This window comes from Streptomyces sp. NPDC053076, from assembly GCF_044546845.1.
GTDB lineage: Bacteria > Actinomycetota > Actinomycetes > Streptomycetales > Streptomycetaceae > Streptomyces.
Genome location: NZ_JBITZL010000004.1, coordinates 197,911 through 214,344, shown reverse-complemented (window position 1 = coordinate 214,344; position 16,434 = coordinate 197,911). Strand labels below are relative to the sequence as shown.

General features: G+C 70.4%; 11 protein-coding genes. 2 read left to right on the top strand and 9 right to left on the bottom strand.

The window, feature by feature from the left end:
• Positions 1–35: 35 nt before the first annotated feature.
• Positions 36–1,631: an acyl-CoA carboxylase subunit beta gene (locus tag ACIGYR_RS18425; protein ID WP_391847150.1), complete on the top strand. Its 1,596-nt coding sequence runs from the start codon at positions 36–38 to the stop codon at positions 1,629–1,631.
• Between the two features lie 57 nt (positions 1,632–1,688).
• The gene (locus tag ACIGYR_RS18420; RefSeq protein WP_345053599.1) at positions 1,689–1,883 is read left to right on the top strand and encodes an acyl-CoA carboxylase subunit epsilon; all 195 of its coding nucleotides are present in this window, start codon (positions 1,689–1,691) and stop codon (positions 1,881–1,883) included.
• A 58-nt stretch (positions 1,884–1,941) separates the two neighbouring features.
• Here the strand turns inward: ACIGYR_RS18420 and ACIGYR_RS18415 are convergent, their stop codons facing one another.
• The 9 genes from ACIGYR_RS18415 to ACIGYR_RS18375 form a co-directional block, all read right to left on the bottom strand.
• Positions 1,942–5,034 (bottom strand): NACHT domain-containing protein, encoded by a 3,093-nt coding sequence (locus tag ACIGYR_RS18415; RefSeq protein ID WP_399598269.1) that lies wholly within the window; start codon positions 5,032–5,034, stop codon positions 1,942–1,944.
• A 148-nt stretch (positions 5,035–5,182) separates the two neighbouring features.
• A complete protein-coding gene (locus ACIGYR_RS18410; RefSeq protein WP_009314218.1) occupies positions 5,183–5,764 on the bottom strand; it encodes an ATP/GTP-binding protein in 582 nt (193 codons plus the stop codon).
• Positions 5,745–6,308 carry a DUF742 domain-containing protein gene (locus ACIGYR_RS18405; protein ID WP_399598272.1) on the bottom strand — a complete coding sequence of 188 codons (564 nt, stop codon included), beginning with the start codon at positions 6,306–6,308 and terminating at the stop codon, positions 5,745–5,747. Before ACIGYR_RS18405 ends, ACIGYR_RS18410 begins: the two co-directional genes overlap by 20 nt.
• A gap of 94 nt (positions 6,309–6,402) precedes the next feature.
• Positions 6,403–6,816: a roadblock/LC7 domain-containing protein gene (locus tag ACIGYR_RS18400; protein WP_030948713.1), complete on the bottom strand. Its 414-nt coding sequence runs from the start codon at positions 6,814–6,816 to the stop codon at positions 6,403–6,405.
• A gap of 10 nt (positions 6,817–6,826) precedes the next feature.
• Positions 6,827–10,135, bottom strand: a complete 3,309-nt coding sequence (locus ACIGYR_RS18395; protein ID WP_399598275.1) for a nitrate- and nitrite sensing domain-containing protein — start codon at positions 10,133–10,135, stop codon at positions 6,827–6,829.
• Positions 10,136–10,515: 380 nt separating this feature from the next.
• Positions 10,516–11,091 (bottom strand): ATP/GTP-binding protein, encoded by a 576-nt coding sequence (locus ACIGYR_RS18390; protein ID WP_391847160.1) that lies wholly within the window; start codon positions 11,089–11,091, stop codon positions 10,516–10,518.
• The gene (locus tag ACIGYR_RS18385) at positions 11,072–11,470 is read right to left on the bottom strand and encodes a DUF742 domain-containing protein (protein WP_009190816.1); all 399 of its coding nucleotides are present in this window, start codon (positions 11,468–11,470) and stop codon (positions 11,072–11,074) included. Before ACIGYR_RS18385 ends, ACIGYR_RS18390 begins: the two co-directional genes overlap by 20 nt.
• 111 nt (positions 11,471–11,581) lie before the next feature.
• Positions 11,582–11,995 carry a roadblock/LC7 domain-containing protein gene (locus ACIGYR_RS18380; RefSeq protein ID WP_030346561.1) on the bottom strand — a complete coding sequence of 138 codons (414 nt, stop codon included), beginning with the start codon at positions 11,993–11,995 and terminating at the stop codon, positions 11,582–11,584.
• A 9-nt stretch (positions 11,996–12,004) separates the two neighbouring features.
• The gene (locus tag ACIGYR_RS18375) at positions 12,005–15,877 is read right to left on the bottom strand and encodes a nitrate- and nitrite sensing domain-containing protein (protein WP_399598277.1); all 3,873 of its coding nucleotides are present in this window, start codon (positions 15,875–15,877) and stop codon (positions 12,005–12,007) included.
• Positions 15,878–16,434: the final 557 nt, after the last annotated feature.

Below are 16,434 nucleotides of genomic sequence, written 5' to 3'. Positions count from 1 at the left end.
CTCGCTTTTCTTCGTGTCCTTCGTAAGGTCACTACATGACCGTTTTGGAAGAGACGACGGGTGAGCCGACCGGCGAGCCGACGGACGCACGCGGACGGGTCGCCGAACTGCACGAGATCCGTGCCCAGGCCGTGGCAGGCCCGAGCGAGAAGGCGACCGAGGCGCAGCACGCCAAGGGCAAGCTGACGGCGCGGGAGCGGATCGAGCTGCTTCTCGACCCCGGGTCCTTCCAGGAGGTCGAGCAACTGCGCCGGCACCGGGCGACCGGGTTCGGCCTGGAGGCGAAGAAGCCGTACACCGACGGTGTCATCACCGGCTGGGGCACGGTGGAGGGCCGTACGGTCTTCGTCTACGCCCATGACTTCAGGATCTTCGGCGGTGCGCTGGGCGAGGCCCACGCCACCAAGATCCACAAGATCATGGACATGGCCATCGCGGCCGGCGCGCCGCTGGTCTCGCTCAACGACGGCGCGGGCGCCCGTATCCAGGAGGGCGTCTCGGCGCTCGCCGGCTACGGCGGCATCTTCCAGCGCAACACCAGGGCGAGCGGTGTCATCCCGCAGATCTCGGTGATGCTCGGCCCGTGCGCGGGCGGCGCGGCGTACAGCCCCGCCCTGACCGACTTCGTCTTCATGGTCCGCGAGACCTCGCAGATGTTCATCACCGGCCCGGACGTGGTCAAGGCGGTGACGGGCGAGGAGATCACCCAGAACGGCCTGGGCGGCGCCGACGTCCACGCCGAGACCTCCGGCGTCTGCCACTTCGCGTACGACGACGAGGAGACCTGCATCGCCGAGGTGCGGTACCTGCTGTCGCTGCTGCCGCAGAACAACCGTGAGAACCCGCCCCGGGTGGACTCCACGGACCCCGTGGACCGCCGCTCCGACGTCCTTCTCGACCTGGTCCCGGCCGACGGCAACCGGCCGTACGACATGGCGAAGGTCATCGAGGAGATCGTCGACGACGGCGACTACCTGGAGGTCCACGAGCGCTGGGCGCGCAACATCATCTGCGCGCTGGGCCGCCTGGACGGTCAGGTGGTCGGCATCATCGCCAACCAGCCGCAGGTCCTCGCGGGCGTCCTGGACATCGAGGCCAGTGAAAAAGCTGCACGCTTTGTGCAGATGTGTGACGCTTTCAATATCCCGATCGTCACCCTCCTGGACGTGCCGGGGTTCCTCCCCGGTGTCGACCAGGAGCACGGCGGAATCATCCGCCACGGCGCGAAGCTGCTGTACGCCTACTGCAACGCGACCGTGCCGAGGATTTCGCTCATCCTGCGCAAGGCGTACGGAGGTGCCTACATCGTCATGGACTCCCAGTCGATCGGCGCCGACCTCACCTACGCCTGGCCGACGAACGAGATCGCCGTGATGGGCGCGGAAGGCGCGGCCAACGTCATCTTCCGCCGGCAGATCGCGGGCGCCGAGGACCCCGAGGCCATGCGTCAGAAGATGGTCAAGGAGTACAAGGCCGAGCTGATGCACCCCTACTACGCGGCCGAGCGGGGCCTGGTCGATGACGTCATCGACCCCGCCGAGACCCGCGAGGTACTGGCCAAGTCCCTGGCGATGCTGCACACCAAGCACGCCGACCTGCCCTCGCGCAAGCACGGCAACCCCCCGCAGTAACCGAGCGGACCCGCCGCGGCAACCCCGCGGACCTCTCATCCACGGAGACTGACACCCATGAGCACTCCTGACATCCGCGTCGAGAAGGGCCACGCCGAGCCCGAGGAAGTCGCCGCCATCACGGCCGTCCTCATGGCCCGTGCCGCCGCCCGCCCCGAGCCTTCGGCCCAGACCCACCGAGGCCGCGCCAAGGCGGGCTGGCGCCGCCTGGAGCGCGAGGGCGGCTTCCGGGCGCCGCACAGCTGGCACTGAGGTTCAGCACATGACCGCAGCCCCGCTCGCCCTTCTGGGCGGCGGGGCTGCGGTGTGTTCAGTCGATGATGACGTGGACGCCGGGGAGGCGCAGTTCGGTGACGGGTCCCGCGCCGGTCTCGCAGTCGCTCAGCTCCAGCCACCTCAGCCGTGCCCACGGGCGCAGGCCGTCCGGTCCGTCGGGCAGGAGACAGCCGTGCAGGCCGAGACCGGTGAGCTTGTCGCGGACCGGCGCGAGTCGCCCGGGCAGATCCCGGGCGTCGAAGTAGTACAGCCTCAGGCTGCGCAGACGGTCCAGCACGGACAAGGCGGCCAGTTCGGGTAGCCCGTTGTGGTGATCACTGACGAGGTACAGATTTTCGACGCCGCTGAGCGCGCTCAGGAAGTCCAGCCTGGTCGCCACTGTCACGCGCGAGCAGACCAGCGTGTCGAGCTTCGGCAGGACCGGGAGGCCCGCGATGCCGGCACCGCCGGCGAGCGGCAACTGCAAGAGGCGCAGCGCGGGCAGGTACGCCAGGTCTTGCGCATTGCGCACCGCCGCAGCACCGAGGAGCTGGAAGCCACCGAGCTCGCCGTGCCCCTTCAGCAGGGACAGGTCAGCCGTGCCCTGCACGGTGCACGTCAGTTCCCGAAGCGGAGCGAGTTCGCCGAGCAGGGACAAGTCCGGCAGGCCGAACTTGATCCACAGCGAGGTCAGCGACCTCAGCCGTACCGTGGCTCGCACCTGGGCCGAGTGCTTCACCTCCACTCGGTGGCTGTCCAACGGAAGCCGGCTCATCACCCGATCGGCGTAAGCATCCGCGTCGAAGTACCCCCAGGCGTCGATGAGCGCGGCGACCACATCACGACGCCCGTCCCGCGCGTAGCCCTCCAGGACCGTCAGCGCCTGCTCCCCGCCGATCAGCGCCACGGTCCGCACCGTCTGCACCGCCGCTTTGGCCGTCAGTTCCCCCAGCGAGCGCGGCAGCCTCCGCAGCAGACTCGGCCCGACCGCCGCCAACGCGGGCGGGTCGGTCTGCCGTCGCGCCGGGAGAAGAGCGGACACGGCCTCCTCCAGCCTCCCGGCGAGGCCGTCGGAGACCTCCGGCACGGTCTCCTGGCAGGCCGCCGCCAGCAGCCGCAGCTTCCTGCCGTACCGGGGTTCCTCCCGGGCCCGGTCCAGGATGCCGCCCAGCAGTTCCTCCCGCTGCGGACGGTTCGCATGGCCCGCCGCCATGACGATCGTCTCGCGCCACAGGTCCAGGTGGGCCCGCTCGACCAGGTTGCCGACGCGGTCCTCCTCCGTCGCCTCCTCGGCGGCCAGGTACTCCTGGAACGTCCGGTGCACGAAGTCCAGACGGCCCTCGGCGGGGGAGCGGAGGACCCCCGAGCGGTCCCGGAGCTGCTCCAGGACCCTGGCGCCGTCCTGCTCCTCCACGTGCCGCATCCCGGTGAGCTTCCTGCCGACGTGCACGGCCGCCTGCTCCAGCCCGATCTCGCTGCGGTTGTTGTCCGACAGCCGCCACGCCAGATCCCGGAGCAGGACCAGCTTGTCGTTCAGGCTCAGCCGGCTGTCCACCGCGCTGGGCACGTTCCGGTCCGCGTCCCGCTCGTGGACCAGGGCGTGCAGGGCGTTGCGGTACAGCTCCATCCGGTCCCGGGGGAGTTGGCTGCCCCGGTTGAGGTGCATCGCGCACAGCATCGCCGCCAGCAGCGGAGTACCCGCCAGGGACTGGAGGTGCGGGCGGTCCTTCAGACTCGTCAGCAACGACTGCTCGTAGCGCGGAAGTTCCTCCACCGGGCACGGCAGGTCGTCGTCCAGCTCCCGTACCGCCCGGTGCCACTGCCGTACGAAGGCCGCCAGGTCGGGCGGGGCCATGCGGTCCAGGTGGAGGGCCGTGAACTCCTCGCGGCGCAGCCAGTCGGCGCGTGCCGCCGCGGGACGCGAGGTGACGACCACCCGCACGTCCCCGTAGGCGGTGAGCAGCCTGCGCAGCCACTCCCGTACGCCGCGCCGCTCGCCGTCCAGCAGCTCGTCCACGCCGTCGACGAGCAGCAGGGCGTTTCCGTCGGCGAGTTGGCGCTCCACCCACGCCTTCGGCATGACGCCGGTGATCTGCCCGGCCACCGAGTCCAGCATCGCCTCCGGCCTCGGCAGCTCCCGCCCGCTGTACTCCCGCAGCTTCACGAACACCGGCGTCAGACCGTTCCAGCCCGCCAGTTCGCCGGTGAAGGCGCCCCGCGCCGCCGTGATCGCCAGCCAGCGCAGCAGCGTCGTCTTGCCCGAGCCCGCCTCGCCGCGCAGCAGCACCCGGGCGGATCCGCCCAGGGCCGCCTCCACCCGCATCCCGGCGCCCTCGCTCCCGGGCTCCTCCCAGTCGCTCATGTCAGGGCGCAGCACGGGCAGGGAGCGGGCCGGACGCCGCCGGCTTCCGTCGTCCCCCGTCGCCCGCAGGCTCACGTACGCCACCGACAGCCGCACCTGCGCACCCGCCCGGTCGGAGGTGCGCCGGAACAGTTCCATCTCGTCCAGGCTCGTGCTGACCAGTTCCAGATAACGGCGCCGGAAGCCCCCGTCCCGGTCCGTGCCCTCCGGAGCGAACAGCGAGCGGTCGGGCAGCCGTTCCAGCACCCGGGCGATCTCCGCACCCAAGGACGTGGTGCGGCCCAGCAGTTCGGTCAGCGCCCGCTCCTCGAAGACCGGCAGCCCGCGCACGACCCGCACGTAGTACTCGACGCACTCCGCGAAGAGCATCTCGTACAGCCGGCTCTCCGCCTCGCCCAGACCGGCCGGCGGCCGTACCTCTCCCGTCACCCGGCGCACGATCTCCGCCGGGTTCAGGTCCGCCGCCAGCACCGCGCCGTCCGACAGGTCCGCCGCCGCGAACGTGTCGCACACCCCGTCGACCACGGCCTGTCGGCTGTTCTCCGCCAGCCCGGGGAACTCCCTGTCCAGGAAGGGTGCCAGCCGGTCGTACACCGCGTCCGCGATCTCCTCGAACTGCCGTTGGACGCCCCGCTGGAAGCGCAGCCCCGACACCCGCAGCCGGATCAGTTCGGCCATGTCCAGCCGGCGTTCCTGCTCCCGCCGCTTCCCCCCGAGCCACATCTGGGCCGCGGCCTTCGCCACGGTCGTCCCCAGCCGTAACGCCGCCACCTCGGCGCCGCTCATCGCCCACCCCCTCCGTGCGCGCTGCGATCCCGGCATTGTCACCCGCTGTGCCGAACCGCGTCCCGGTTTCGCGGCCACACATGCGGACGGCCCCCGTACCTCTCGGCGAGAGAGGCGGGGGCCGGTTCCGGTCGCGTGGTGCGGGGCCCTAGCGCAAGCGTGCCATCAGGGCGTGCTCCACCAGCGTGATCAGGGCACTCTTGGCGTCCGCGCGGTGGCGGGCGTCGGTGGTGATGATCGGGGTGTCGGGTCCGATCTGGAGTGCTTCGCGGACCTCGTCGGGGTTGTAGGGCTGCTGGCCGTCGAAGCCGTTGAGGGCGATGACGAAGGGCAGGCCGCTGTTCTCGAAGTAGTCGACGGCGGGGAAGCAGTCGGCGAGGCGGCGGGTGTCGACCAGGACGATCGCGCCGATGGCGCCGCGGACCAGGTCGTCCCACATGAACCAGAAGCGGTCCTGGCCGGGGGTGCCGAACAGGTACAGGATCAGGTCCTGGTCCAGGGTGATACGGCCGAAGTCCATGGCGACGGTGGTCGTCGTCTTGTCTCCGGTGTGGGTGAGGTCGTCGATGCCGGCCGAAGCGGACGTCATGACGGCCTCTGTGCGCAGCGGGTTGATCTCCGAGACGGCGCCGACGAACGTGGTCTTGCCCACGCCGAAGCCGCCCGCCACCACGATCTTCGCGGAGGTGGTGGAGCGGGAAGGACCGCCGCTAGAGCTTGCGAAGTCCACTGAGCACCCTTTCGAGCAGTGTCACGTCTGGCTGGCCACCGGCGTTCTCGTCGCCGCCGGGCTGATGGATGGCGACCAGGCCCGCCTCCGCCAAGTCGGCGACGAGAATCCTGGCCACGCCGAGGGGGATCGTCAGCAGGGCCGAGACCTCGGCCACCGACTTGATCTCCCGGCACAGGTTGCAGATCCGCTGATGCTCGGGCAACTGGCCCTGCATCTGGTGCGGAGCGGCGGTGGTGTGCACCAGTGCCTCGATGGCGAGCTGGTAGCGCGGGCGGGTCCGGCCGCCGGTCATGGCGTACGGACGCACCAGGGGGTTGTGCGCCGCCGGTGCCGGCTCCGGGCGGCGCTGCGGCTGCACCGGCTGGATCCGCGGGGCCTGGGGCTGGTCGTACGGGGACGGACCGGGGCCCTGCGGGGCGTACGGCTGCCGGTGGCTGGGGGAGGAGGGGAAGTTGTACCGGTTCGCCGAACCGTCGCCCTGCCCCTGACCCGGGCCGTACGACCAGTTACCCGAAGACGAACCGCCTGGGGGTGTTGCCACTTTCTCCTCCTCCGACTGCGCCGGGCACCCAAAACTGTGGAGCCGCGTCCCGAAACCTTACGGCCCCGGGACACGAATACGCACCGTCCGATAACTAGTTGAGAAGGCTTCCCTGGAGCTCCGCGCGGAGATCCGGGGTGAGGACCGTGCCCGCGCGGTCCACCAGAAGGGCCATCTCGTACCCGATGAGGCCGATGTCCGCCTCCGGGTGGGCCAGCACCGCGAGTGACGAACCGTCGGAAATGGACATGAGGAAGAGAAATCCTCGCTCCATCTCCACAACCGTCTGGTTCACGCTGCCGCCCTCGAAGATGCGCGAGGCACCGGCGGTCAGCGAGGTCAGACCGGAGGCGACGGCCGCGAGCTGGTCGGCACGGTCGCGGGGAAAGCCTTCGGACATCGCCAGAAGGAGTCCGTCGGCGGAGACCACCACCGTGTGGGACACCCCCGGGGTGTTGTCCACGAAGTTGGTGATCAACCAGTTCAGGTTCTGTGCCGCCTGGCTCATCGGGCTCACACTAACGCTCCTGGTTGTAGGTGCTGTCAGGCCCACCGTGCTGATGTGTGGTGGCCTGGCCGTTCGTTTCACTGCCTGCGCTGCGTCCGCGCTGGACGCCCCGGCGCAGGTTGCTCAGCCTGCCCCGGACGTCCTCCGGGGCGCGGGAGACCTGTGGGCCGCCCTGGGGGGTGGTTTCGGCGGCGCCCTCGACCAGGTTGGCCTTGGGAACCCGCCGCGGCAGACCGGAGGCGGTGACCCCGCCTGCCTTGGGCTTCCGGAGCTGCGCGGCCTGCTGCCAGCGCTCGTCGTTCGCCGAACGCCAGTCGCCGTCGCCACCCGTCGCCGGGGCGTTGCCCGTCGCCGGGGCCGGCGCCTCCCGTTGCACGCGCGCGGTGCCGTTCGCGGAGCCGGCGCCGTTCGAACCGCTCGTGGCGGCACCACGGCGGGGCAGTCCGGCGTCGGTCAGGCCGTTTCCGGCGGGAGCGGCCGTTCCCGGACGGTCGAAGCCTACGCGGTTCCGCTCACTCGCGTCAGCGGCCTGTGCGGATTCCGCTTCCGGAGCGTACTGGGCCGGATAACCGTTCTGGTAGCCGTCCTGCTGGGGCCAATCGTCCTGGTACGACGGTGCCTGAGCAGATTCCGCATAGGGGGCCGTCTGGTCGGGGTAGCCGCCTGAGGCGGAGAAGCCCTCGTGCTGCTGCACCTCGCCGTTCGGCGCGTAGTACTGCTCGTCGTACGGCTGCTCGTACGACTGCTCGTACGACGGCTGCTGCCGCTCCTCGAAGGTCTGCTGCTGCTCCTGGTAGGGCTGCTGGCGGTCCTGGTACGGCTGCTGCCGCTCCTCGAACGCCTGCTGCTGCTCCTGGTACGGCTGCTGCTGTTCCCGGTACGCCTGCTGCGGCTGTTCCTGGTACGTGTGCTGACCGGTGAAGGGGTCCGTGTACCCGGTGGGGGACTCGCCGGCATCCTGCCGCGGCTCGGACTCCTCGCCGTGGCCCTGGGCCTCCAGCGCGGCGCGGCGCTCCTCACGCATCAGGGAGCGGCCGACGGGATTCAGGTCCCGGATGTCGTCGGGGACCTCCGTGTACTGGCTGTCGTCGAAGCCCAGTTCGGCGGCGGTACGCAACGGCTGCTGCTGCCCGAAGCTCTCACCCTGGAACTGCTGCTCCGGGATGATCTGCGAGACGGTGAACTCCTCGCCCAGCGGCGCCTCGCCGCCACCACCGTGCGTGATCGCGTCCGGCAGCATGACCAGGGAGGTCGTACCGGCCTGCTCGCCCGAGGGACGCAGCTGGACCCGGATGCCGTGCCGGTCGGACAGCCGGCCGACCACGAACAGGCCCATGCGCTGGGAGATCGCGGCGTCCACGGTCGGCGGGTTGGCCAGCTTGTGGTTGATGTCCGCGAAGTCCTCGGCGGTCAGACCGATGCCCTTGTCGTGGATCTCGATCATGACGCGGCCGTCGGGCAGACGGGTCGCGGTGACGCGGACCTTGGTCTGCGGGGAGGAGAACGTGGTGGCGTTCTCCAGCAGCTCGGCCAGCAGGTGCACGAGGTCGGTGACCGCGCGGCCGTGGATCTCGGCCTCCGGCACACCGGACAGCTCGATGCGCTCGTACTGCTCCACCTCGGAGGAGGCGGCGCGCAGCACGTCGACCAGCGGGACCGGCTGGTCCCAGCGACGGCCGGGCTCCTCGCCGGCGAGGACCAGGAGGTTCTCGCCGTTGCGGCGCATACGGGTGGCCAGGTGGTCCAGCCGGAAGAGGTTCTCCAGCTGGTCCGGGTCCGCCTCGTTGTTCTCCAGGTCGGTGATCAGGGTCAGCTGGCCCTCGATCAGCGACTGGTTGCGGCGGGAGAGGTTGGTGAAGATCGCGTTGATGTTGCCCCGCAGCAGGGCCTGCTCGGAGGCGAGCCGGACCGCCTCGCGGTGGACCTGGTCGAAGGCGCGGGCGACCTCGCCGATCTCGTCCTTGGTGGTGATCGGGATCGGCGCGACCCGGGTGTCGACCCGGCCGGGGTCGGTGCGGGAGAGCTGGTCGACCAGCATCGGCAGGCGCTGCTCGGCGATGCCGAAGGCGGCGTTGCGCAGCTGGCGCATCGCGCGGCTCATCTGGCGGGCCACCAGACCGGCCAGGATGAACGCGGCCAGCAGGGCGATGACGACCACGGCACCGGTGATGAAGGCGGAGGTCTTGGCGTCGTCGGCGATGCCGGACGCCTCGGTCACGGCCTTCTCGGCAAGGTCCGACTCGATCTGGCGGTACGCCTTGTACTTCAGCGTGTTCGCCGCCCACCAGTTCTCGGCGGTGATGCCCTTGGTGGCCAGCTGCTGGCGGGTGAGCGTGCTGGTGTCCTGCATGGTGGCGAGCGCCGTCACCATGTCGGTCGGGTCGGACGGGGGAGCGACGTACTTCGGGTCCTCCGCCTTGGCCTTCTCGACCAGGGCGGCGCCGTCCGCCTTGATCTTCTCCTTGGCGTCGTCGAGCTTCTGCGCGTCGGCCTCGGTGCCACCGCCCGTGTACTCCTCGACGGCGATGCGCTCGAGGTACGCGTACGAGGACAGGGAGACCCGCTGGGTCGCCAGGTTCGGGGCGTCCGGACCCGGCTTGACCAGCAGATGCGTGCCGATCGACCGCTCCAGCGACAGCGCCGCCTTGGTCAGGGAGATGGCGTAGACGGTACGGCCGTAGGAGGTGATGTTTCCGGTGCCCAGGCCCAGCTCGTTGGCGAACTCCATCAGCGGGTGGGCGACGGCGACGTAGCCCTCCTCGGTCTGGACGCCGGTCATCTTGGAGGTGTAGGCCGCCTGCCGCAGCTGGGCCAGCTTGGGCTCGGCCTCGCCGAACAGCTTCAGCCGGCGCTGCAGGCCGGACTGGTCCGGCGCGCTCTTCGTCGCCTCGTGGAAGGCGGCGGCGGCCTGGTCCGTGGCCTTGCGGGCGTCGTCGACGGTCGCCTTGCCGGCCGCGTCGTTCTTTTTCAGGAGCAGCGGCGCCGCGGTGACATCGCGCTCGTTCTCCAGGGCATCGGCATAGCTGAGGGAGGCACGCACCAGACGGGCGGTGTTCTCGGCATCGCGGGCCTGCTGCCAGGTGTCGATCGAGCTCTTCACCTGGAAGCCGCCCATGACGAGACCGACAGCCACGGGTATGAGCAGAATCGCGTTCAGCCGGGTCGGCACCCGCCAGTTCCGCGGGGACAGACGGCCGCCGCTGGAAGCGGGAGTGGCCGCCGGTTCCCCGCCGGCGACGGGGGTGGGCGCCGCAGCGCGCGGCGGCGGGGTGAAGTTGCCCCGCGCCGACGGCTCGGGACCGTTCTTGCTTCGCCTCACTCGACCAACAACCTCTCGGCGGTCGGCACCTACGTCGTGCCGCAGTCTCTCAGAGCCCGGTTCGCCACAGACCACTACGGAGTACGTCTTCGACCATTGGGCAGTTCAGGCATTCCAGCACGTGGACCAGCGCACTTCCAAACAGTGGAAACCGGCGGAGCGCACACTTGTAAGCGCCAGATAAAACGGTCATAAAGAGCGAGCCTTGTCAAAAGGCGGGGCGTTCATGCGCACAGCGGCACCGCGCGACCGCGTCGCGTGGTGATACCGGACGATTCCTCTGCCGAACTGTTATGAACGCCGGAGCCGACCGTGTCAAAGGCCACAGTCGGCTCCGATCCCTCTACGACAACTGCCGTAGGTCCTGTCGCATTTGAGTGCTACTTCAAGCGTGCCATCAGGGCGTGCTCCACCAGCGTGATCAGGGCACTCTTGGCGTCCGCGCGGTGGCGGGCGTCGGTGGTGATGATCGGGGTGTCGGGTCCGATCTGGAGTGCTTCGCGGACCTCGTCGGGGTTGTAGGGCTGCTGGCCGTCGAAGCCGTTGAGGGCGATGACGAAGGGCAGGCCGCTGTTCTCGAAGTAGTCGACGGCGGGGAAGCAGTCGGCGAGGCGGCGGGTGTCGACCAGGACGACGGCGCCGATGGCGCCGCGGACCAGGTCGTCCCACATGAACCAGAAGCGGTCCTGGCCGGGGGTGCCGAACAGGTACAGGATCAGGTCCTGGTCCAGGGTGATACGGCCGAAGTCCATGGCCACCGTGGTGGTGGTCTTGTCTCCGGTGTGGGTGAGGTCGTCGATGCCGGCCGAAGCGGACGTCATGACGGCCTCTGTGCGCAGCGGGTTGATCTCCGAGACGGCGCCGACGAACGTGGTCTTGCCCACGCCGAAGCCGCCCGCCACCACGATCTTCGCGGAGGTGGTGGCCCGGCCCCCGTCAGAGCTTGCGAAGTCCACTGAGCACCCTTTCGAGCAGCGTCACATCCGGAGCGCCGCCGTTGTTCTCGTCGCCACCAGGCTGGTGGATGGCGACCAGGCCGGCCTCGGCGAGGTCGGCGACCAGGATCCGGGCCACCCCGAGCGGCATGGCCAGCAGCGCGGAGACCTCCGCGACCGACTTGACCTCCCGGCACAGGTGGCAGATGCGCTGGTGCTCCGGGAGCAGCCCCATGAGCGCTGCCGGGTCGGCCGTGGTGCTGATCAGCGCCTCTATGGCGAGCTGGTAGCGAGGCCGGGTCCGACCGCCGGTCATGGCGTACGGCCTCACCAGCGGCTGATCGCCCTCATCCCCGTACGGCTCCGCGTACGGATCATGATGGGCGGTGGGCGGGGTCATGAATCCTCCGGGCGGGACAGCAAGTCGGTCAGTCAAGCCGTCTGACGGGGCCGGTGGGGGGATTGTGGCGGCCGGACGGTGTTTTGGTGAGGTGGGTGGTGCCGGGGGAGGTCAGTGAAGCAGACTTCCCTGGAGTTCGGCGCGCAGATCCGGGGTGAGTACCGCACCCGCGCGGTCGACGAGCAGTGCCATCTCGTAGCCGACGAGGCCGATGTCCGCATCGGGATGGGCCAGGACCGCGAGGGACGACCCGTCCGAGATGGACATGAGGAAGAGGAACCCGCGCTCCATCTCGACGACCGTCTGCGCCACCGTGCCGCCCTCGAAGATCCGGGACGCCCCGGCCGTCAGGGAGGTCAGTCCGGACGCGACGGCCGCCAACTGGTCGGCGCGGTCCCGTGGGAAACCTTCGGACATCGCCAGCAGAAGGCCGTCGGCGGAGACCACCACCGTGTGCGACACCCCGGGGGTGTTGTCCACGAAATTGGTGATCAACCAGTTCAGGTTCTGTGCCGCCTGGCTCATCGGACTCAACTAATGCTCCTGCTGGTGAGTGGGGCTCGGGAAGCTGCCGGTCTGGCCGCTGCCGGCCTGACGGCCCTGAGCGATGCCCCGACGAAGATTGGTCAGCCGGCCGCGTACGTCATCAGGCGCACGCGAGACCTGCGGACCGGCTTGGTGCTGTTGCTGCTGAGCCGTGCCGGGCACGAGGTTCGCCCGGGGTACGCGGCGCGGCAGGCCGGAGGTGGTGATTCCCCCCGCGGCGGGCTGCCGGACACGCTCGGCCTGCCGGACGAGTTCGTCGTTCGGCGAGGTGCGCCAGGAGCCGGTGTTCGACGCGGGCCGCTGCGCAGCGGACGCGGGCTGCTGAGCCTGCGGCTGCTGCGGCGCGGGTGCGCCCTCCTGCTGCTGACCGTGGAACCAGTTGGTCTCCAGCGTGTCGTACAGCGGGGTACGGCCGTCGCCCGGGCCGCTGGCCGGCGGAAGCGCCCACCCGTCACCCGGCCCCCGGCCGTCATCGGGCCGCTGCGCGGCGCCCCCGTTGTGCGGCTCTGAGCGCACCGGACGCTGCTGGGGGGCCGGAACCTGCGGACGCGAGGCGCCGAAGTCGTTCTGGCCGGCCGGCTGCGGGCGCTCGAACTGCCCGGTCTGGCCGGGGTTCTGGCGGCCGGGCAGGGCGTGCTGCCCGGTGGAGCCGCCGTCGTACGCCTGCGGAGCCTGCGGGGCCGGGAACTGGCCCGTGTTCTGGGCGCCGCTGTCCGGCCGCCCGGCGGCCGGCGTGCCGAACACGTCGGAGCGGACGAACGACCCGGTGTCCTGCTGCGCGCCGGGACCGTCGAAGCGGCCCGGCTGCTGGGCGTTGTCGGGGCGCGCGTACTGGCCGGTCTGCTGGCTGTTGTCGGGGCGCCCGTACTGGCCGGTCTGCTGGGCGTTGTCAGGGCGCGCGTACTGGCCGGTCTGCTGGCTGTTGTCGGGACGCGCGTACTGGCCGGTCTGCTGGGCGGAGCCGCCCGGGCCGGGCAGCTCGGGGCGCTGGAACTCACCCGTCGTGGCCTGACCCTGGGCGTCGATCCGAGGTATCTCCGCGGTCGAACCCGGACCCTGCCGGTCGTCCACACGCGGCATGCGCGCGGTCCGCGTCGGGTCCTGCTCGTCGTGACCGCGCGGCGTGTCCAGCGAGGCGCGGGACACCGGGGCCTGGGAGTCGCTCCAGCCCGGGGTGCGCGACTGCGCCTCACCGCCGGGCAGTTCGGCGCGCGGGCCACCGCGCGGCGGCAGCTGAGGCTGGCGGCCCCGGCCCTGGTCCGCGGGAGCACCGGGGCGCTTTTGGCCACGACCGCCGAACAAGTCCTGCTGCGGTCCGCTCGGGTTGGCGGTCTGCAGGTTCTGCGGGGCACCCGGTGCCTGACCGCCGAAGCCGCCCGCACCGGAACCCGCGGGCGCGGGCCGGCCCTGCTGCGGGGAACCGGGACCGCCCTGGGGACCGCGCGCTCCGCCCGGCGTACCCGGACGGCCGCCCGGGCCCGTACCGGGCAGCGCGGCCCGGTGACCGCCCTGGCCGGAGCCGACCTGGCCGCGCGGGGCGGGACCGCCACCGAGGAGACCGCCACCGGCCGCGCCGCCGCCGTTGTTGCCGTTCTGGCGCCGGGCCGCGGCGGCACCCGCGGCGGCCTGCGCGGCGGCGGGACCACCGGTCGAGGGCGCGCCGGGCTTGCCCGGAGCGGGCTTCCTGCCGCCCTGCGCGACGTCCACGGGCAGCATGACCAGAGCGGTCGTACCACCGGAGTCGGACGGGCGCAGCTGGATGCGGATGCCGTGGCGCTGCGACAGCCGGCCGACCACGAAGAGGCCCATGCGGCGGGAGACGGAGACGTCCACGGTGGGCGGCGAGGCGAGCCGCTCGTTGATCGCCGCGAGGTCCTCGGGGGAGAGGCCGATACCGGTGTCGTGGATCTCGATCAGCACGCGGCCGTCGGGCAGCGCGTGACCGGTGACCTTGACCTTGGTCTGCGGCGAGGAGAACGAGGTCGCGTTCTCCAGCAGCTCGGCGAGCAGGTGCACGAGGTCGTTGACGACCCGGCCGGCCACTTCGGTGGTGGGCACGGCGGCCAGTTCGATGCGCTCGTACTGCTCCACCTCGGACGCGGCGGCGCGGAGCACGTCGACCAGCGGGACCGGGCGGGTCCAGCGGCGGCCGGGCTCTTCACCGGCGAGGACCAGGAGGTTCTCACCGTTACGGCGCATACGGGTGGCGAGGTGGTCGAGCTTGAACAGCGAGGACAGCTGGTCCGGGTCCGCCTCGCGGGACTCCAGCTCGGAGATCAGCGACAGCTGGCGCTGGATCAGGCCCTGGGAGCGGCGCGAGAGGTTGGTGAACATCGCGTTGACGTTGCCCCGCAGCAGGGCCTGCTCGGCGGCGAGGCGGACCGCCTCACGGTGCACGTCGTCGAAGGCCGCGGCCACCTGGCCGATCTCGTCCCGGGAGTGCACACCGACGGACTCGACGGAGGTGTCGACGTCCTGCGGGTCGGACTCCGACAGATGCTTGACCAGCTCGGGCAGGCGGTCCTGGGCGACCTTGGTCGCGGTGTCCTGGAGCCGGCGCAGCGAGCGGATCATGGACCGGGCGACGACGAACGCGCCGACCAGCGAGACACCGAGCACGAGCAGGATCAGCGCACCGGAGATGATGGCGTCACGCTGGGTGGCGCTCTTCAGCTCGCGCGCCTTCTGCTCCATCTCCTCCAGGAGCGTGTGCTCGATCTTCTTCATCTGCTCGATCTTGGTCGAGCTGTCGTCCACCCAGTCCTTGTAGGACCGCGTCGGCTGCTGCTGCAAGCCGTCCGGGGACTCGAAGGAGCGCTTGGCGTAGGTGTCGGCGGACTCGATCGTCGGGTTGCCCTCGTCGATCGGCTTGAGCAGTTCCTCGGCGTTCTGGTCGGCGTAGATCTTCCGGAAGATCGCCAGCTCGGAGCCTTCGCTCTCGTACGCCGACTGGCCGTAGAGGCGGTCGTTCTCGGAGAGGTCGCCCTTGGTGTCGGTGGTCGCGGGCAGCGCGGCCGCGATCACGGCGCGCTGCACGGAGGCGTACTCCTTGGCGGTGGAGAAGGCCGCCAGGGCGCGGGTGCGGGAGATCATCTCCGGGTTGCTGGACGCCTCGGCCATGTCCTGGGAGAGGCCGATCAGCTGGCTGATGAGCCGGTGGTAGGACTCGACCGTCTGGGTGGAGTTGTCCTTGGACGTGTACGCCTTCTGGCGGATCCGGGACAGGTCGTCCAGCTGGTTGGCGAGACCGACGAGCGCGTCGCGGACGCCCTGGAGGTTGCCCTCCTTGCTCGCCGCGTCGATCTGCTCGGAGGAGTCGAGGAAGTTGTCGCGAGCCCGGTCGGTCTTCTGCTGGTAGGCCTTGACCTGGTAGTCGTTCGTCTTGAGACCGCCGTGCGCCAGCGGGCCGGCGGACTGGTCGCGCTCGTCCTGGAGCGCCATGGCCAGCTCGGTGGCCTGCTTGGTCATCTCCGTCAGCAGCTTCATGTTGTCGAGCTGCTGGATGTCGTCCATGTTCTGGTTGATACGCAGCGCGCCCAGCGAGGTGGCCGCGACCACGGGCAGCGCCAGCAGCGACACCAGGCGGGTGGAGATGCGCCAGTTGCGCAGGGCCAGCCGCGAACCGGTGCTGGTGGCGGCCTGTGCGGGCTTCACCGTCGGGGCGGGGCTGCCCGAGGGTGCGGCTGTCGTGGATGCCGACGAGGCCGGCGCGCCGGAACGCCCGCCGCGCTCACCACCGTCCCCGGCCGGGCCCGGGTTCTGGGCGTGCTGGGGCGAGGAGCTGCCTTTCATCGGGCCAGTCCCGTCGTGCGGCTCCGGCTCCGCCGAAGCGCTGCCATCCCTCTTGAAACGTCCCTGCACTAGCGTCGCAACCTCTGGACCAGGCGCCCCCCCGCTGGAACGGAGGGACACGGTGTCGGCGTTTGGAGAGCGCCCTGAATACGCCCCCCGGTGGTCTTGAGTGACCGGCGCTGGTTCCCCCCTATCTTGCCGCCGCTCGGCGCTGTGAGCGCCCCTGCGCGCCGGCTCGATCCTGCGGCGGTCCGTGGAATTCCAGCACAGTGCAGGATCTCCAACAAGGGCAGTGGACCGAGCTGTGACCTCCGTGACGGCGAGTGAGTGACGGATTACCAGCCGTGGAACCTGTTTCGGCCGATAACGGGCATACGCCTGCGAGTCGTCGCTCGGTGTCACGTGTCCCAGTCGCCATGATCAGGAGCGGAATGGTGGCTTCAGGGGGTCAATGTCCGTTTCGTTAGGGCGGGTTGTCGGCCGGAATTGACCGGTTTGCCCGTGAGTTCGTGAGCAAACTCACACGCATCTCATGAGCAGTTGGTGTCTTCGTCGGGGAATCGGATGTTTAGCCTGACGCTTTACAACAGGGACGACTCTGCCAACCCACCCGACACAGAGGCCAC